At 69.2% G+C, this 3,931-nt stretch carries 3 protein-coding genes; 2 read left to right on the forward strand and 1 reads right to left on the reverse strand.

Going from position 1 to position 3,931, the window contains the following annotated elements; translation table 11 throughout:
* A partial coding sequence (gene secA, locus H5J30_RS21020) for a preprotein translocase subunit SecA (RefSeq protein WP_181788947.1) occupies positions 1-2,618 on the reverse strand: 2,618 nt, incomplete at its 3' end.
* Between the two features lie 306 nt (positions 2,619-2,924).
* Between secA and H5J30_RS21025 the strand changes: the two genes are divergently transcribed.
* Positions 2,925-3,518 carry a GNAT family N-acetyltransferase gene (locus H5J30_RS21025; RefSeq protein WP_181788948.1) on the forward strand — a complete coding sequence of 198 codons (594 nt, stop codon included), beginning with the start codon at positions 2,925-2,927 and terminating at the stop codon, positions 3,516-3,518.
* A 140-nt stretch (positions 3,519-3,658) separates the two neighbouring features.
* Positions 3,659-3,931, forward strand: a 273-nt coding sequence (locus H5J30_RS21030) for a GNAT family N-acetyltransferase (RefSeq protein ID WP_181788949.1), incomplete at its 3' end; no start/stop codon positions are given.

Here is a 3,931-nt window from a genome sequence, read left to right on the forward strand (position 1 = left end):
TCCTGCGGCGCGGCGTCGGCGGGCGCCGCGTCCTGCACCGGGACCTCCTCGACCTGCTGCTCGACCTGGACCTCCAGGTTGAACAGGTAGCCGACGGACTCCTCCTTGATGCCGTCCATCATGGCGTTGAACATGTCGAAGCCCTCACGCTGGAACTCCACCAGCGGGTCCTTCTGCGCCATCGCACGCAGCTGGATGCCCTCCTGGAGGTAGTCCATCTCGTAGAGGTGCTCACGCCACTTGCGGTCCAGCACCGACAGCACGACCCGGCGCTCCAGCTCCCGCATGATCTCCGGGCCGAGCTGCTCCTCGCGCTTGGCGTACTGCGTACGGACGTCCTCCTTGACCATGTCCTCGATGAACTCGGGGGTGATGCCCGCGCGGTCGCCCGCGGCCTCCTCCAGCTCCTCGACCGTCACGGAGACGGGGTAGAGCTGCTTGAAGGCGCGCCACAGCCGGTCGAGGTCCCACTCCTCGGCGAAGCCCTCGACGGTCTCGGCCTGGATGTAGGCGTCGATGGTGTCGTCCATGAAGTGGCGCACCTGCTCGTGCAGGTCCTCGCCCTCCAGCACCCGCTTGCGCTCGCCGTAGATGACCTCGCGCTGGCGGTTCATGACCTCGTCGTACTTCAGGACGTTCTTGCGCGTCTCGAAGTTCTGCTGCTCGACCTGCGACTGGGCCGAGGCGATGGCGCGGGTGACCATCTTGTTCTCGATCGGCACGTCGTCGGGCACGTTGGCCATCGACATGACGCGCTCCACCAGCTGCGCCTTGAACAGCCGCATCAGGTCGTCGCCGAGGGAGAGGTAGAAGCGGGACTCGCCGGGGTCGCCCTGGCGGCCGGAGCGGCCGCGCAGCTGGTTGTCGATGCGCCGCGACTCGTGCCGCTCGGTGCCCAGCACATAGAGCCCGCCGAGGTCCTTGACCTCCTCGTACTCGGCCTTGACCGCCGCCTCCGCCTTCTCCAGCGCGGCCGGCAGCAGCGCCGCCCACTGCTCGGAGTGCTCGACCGGGTCCAGGTTCTGCTGACGCAGGTCGGCCTCGGCGAGGTCCTCGGGGTTGCCGCCGAGCTTGATGTCGGTGCCGCGGCCGGCCATGTTCGTGGCGACGGTGATCGCGCCGCGGCGGCCGGCCTGCGCGACGATCACGGCCTCACGGTCGTGCTGCTTGGCGTTGAGCACCTCGTGCGGTACGCCGCGCTTGCTGAGCTGCTGCGAGAGGTACTCCGACTTCTCCACCGACGTCGTGCCGACCAGCACCGGCTGGCCCTTCTCGTACTTCTCCGAGATGTCGTCGACGACGGCGGAGAACTTCGCCTCCTCCGTGCGGTAGATCAGGTCGGACTGGTCCATGCGCGCCAGCGGCCGGTTCGTGGGGATGGGCACCACGCCGAGCTTGTAGATCTGCTGGAACTCGGCGGCCTCGGTCATGGCCGTACCGGTCATGCCCGCCAGGCCCGGCTCTTCGTTGCCGTCGCGGTCGTGGCGCTTGTAGAGGCGGAAGAAGTTCTGCAGGGTGATCGTGGCGAGCGTCTGGTTCTCGTCCTTGATGTCGACGCCCTCTTTGGCCTCGATCGCCTGGTGCATGCCCTCGTTGTAGCGGCGGCCGGCGAGGATACGGCCCGTGTGCTCGTCGACGATCATGACTTCGCCGTTCATGACGACGTAGTCCTTGTCCTTCTTGAACAGCTCCTTGGCCTTGATGGCGTTGTTGAGATAGCCGACCAGGGGGGTGTTCACGGACTCGTAGAGGTTGTCGATGCCCAGGTAGTTCTCCACCTTGGCGACGCCCGCCTCATGGATGGCGACGGTCCGCTTCTTCTCGTCCACGTCGTAGTCGCCGGTCTCCTGCTTGCCGAGGCGCGGGTCGCCCGGCTCGCCCTTGGACAGCCGGGTGACGAGCTTGGCGAAGTCCGCGTACCACTTGGTGGCCTGGTCGGCGGGGCCGGAGATGATCAGCGGCGTGCGGGCCTCGTCGATGAGGATCGAGTCGACCTCGTCCACGATCGCGAAGTTGTGGCCGCGCTGCACCAGCTCGTCCTTCGACCACGCCATGTTGTCGCGCAGGTAGTCGAAGCCGAACTCGTTGTTCGTCCCGTAGGTGATGTCGCACTTGTACTGCTCGCGGCGCTGCGCCGGCGGCATGTTGGCGAGGATGCAGCCGACCGACAGGCCGAGGAAGCGGTGGACGCGGCCCATCCACTCGGAGTCGCGCTGCGCCAGGTAGTCGTTGACCGTGACGATGTGCACGCCCTTGCCGGAGATCGCGTTGAGGTACGCGGGCAGCGTGCCGACCAGGGTCTTGCCCTCGCCGGTCTTCATCTCCGCCACATAGCCCGCGTGCAGCGCCGCGCCGCCCATGATCTGGACGTCGTAGTGCCGCTCGCCGAGGATCCGGTTGGCCGCCTCGCGGACGGTGGCGAACGCCTCGGGCATGATGTCTTCGAGGGACTCGCCGTCCTCGTACCGCTGCTTGTATTCCTCGGTCAGTGCGCGCAGCTCGGCATCGGTGAGGTCGGTGAAGTCCTCTTCGATGGAGTTGACCTGGTCCGCGATGCGGTTGAGCTTGCGCAGGATCTTTCCTTCGCCTGCGCGCATGATCTTTCCGAAGACGGACACTTTGGGCTGGCTCCTTGCCGGTCGGGCCTGGCACGGTCGGGTGCGCTGGTGCGGCCCCTGTCCTCTGGGGCTCCTCTCGGGCCTCGCGGAGCCCACGGCCGCACCGGCCATCGTATGCGAGGACGCGGGCACCCCGGGAGGTCCAGCCCAGGGACGTTAGGTGCCGTCACCGTACGTGTCAACGGCGGAACCCCGCGGAAAGTGCCGCAAAGGCCCCCGAGGCCCGCCCCGAGGGGGTCGCGCGGCCGGGGGTTCACAGGCGGAAAAGCCATGGCGGGACGGGGAGCGCGGGCGGAGAATCCCGGAATGGAACCCGTCACACTGGATACCGACCGGCTGCTGCTGCGGCCCATGGAAGCCCGCGACATCGACGCCGTCCTGGCGGCGTGCCAGGACCCCGGCGTGCAGCGCTGGACGCGCGTGCCGTCGCCGTACGGGCGCGCGCACGCGGAGGACTTCGTCCTCAAGGTCGGCCCGGCGGGCTGGCGCGAGGACACGATGTACAACTTCGGCGTCTTCAGCCGCGACGGCGGGGCGCTGGTGGGCTCGATGGGACTCGTCGGCTTCACGCCGTCGCGGCACGCGGAGCGCGTCGCGGAGCTGGGCTACTGGACGGCGCCGGAGCAGCGGCGGCGGGGGTACACGGCGGAGGCGGTCGACGCCGTGGTGCGGTGGGCGTTCACTGAGGTGGGCATCGACCGGGTGGAGTGGTTCGCCGAGGTGGGCAACGAGGCGTCGCGGGCGGTCGCGCTGCGGGCGGGGTTCACGATGGAGGGCACGCTGCGGTCGTGGTTCGTCAACCACGGCACGCGGCGGGACGCCTGGGTGGCGTCGCTGCTGCCCTCCGACGTGGGGCTGGAGTCGCGGCTGCCGTATCTCCCGGCGCCGTCGGCGCCTTAGGCACCGTACGGGCCGCCAGGACTGCTCCCGCCTCCCCGCCGCGCCCGCCGCTCCGGCCGTCGCGGTGAGTGTCCGACAGTGCACGGGGTGTCCAACTGTGCTGCTGGCGCGGCCCGCCCGGGAAGCGGACAATCTTCACCATGGACCCGATCACGCTGGTCACCGACCGCCTGCTGCTGCGCCCCGCGGAGCCCGGTGACGTGGACGCCGTCCTGGCCGCCTGCCAGGACCCCGGCATCCAGCGCTGGTTGCCGGTCCCCTCGCCGTACGAGCGGGCGCACGCCGAGGAGTACGTACTGAAGATCATCCCGGCGGGCTGGCGCGAGGACCGGCAGTACGACCTGGTTCTCACCGACCTGGAGAGCGGCGCGCTGGTGGGCTCCGCCGGCGTCGGCCGCACGGCCGGGCCCGAG

It is taken from the genome of Streptomyces phytophilus (assembly GCF_013870535.1).
GTDB classification, from domain to species: Bacteria; Actinomycetota; Actinomycetes; order Streptomycetales; family Streptomycetaceae; genus Streptomyces; species Streptomyces phytophilus.

Bases quoted from the DNA above. Each gene is read 5' to 3' on its own strand.
- H5J30_RS21025 (WP_181788948.1), top strand. From the start codon at position 2,925: ATGGAACCCGTCACACTGGATACCGACCGGCTGCTGCTGCGGCCCATG.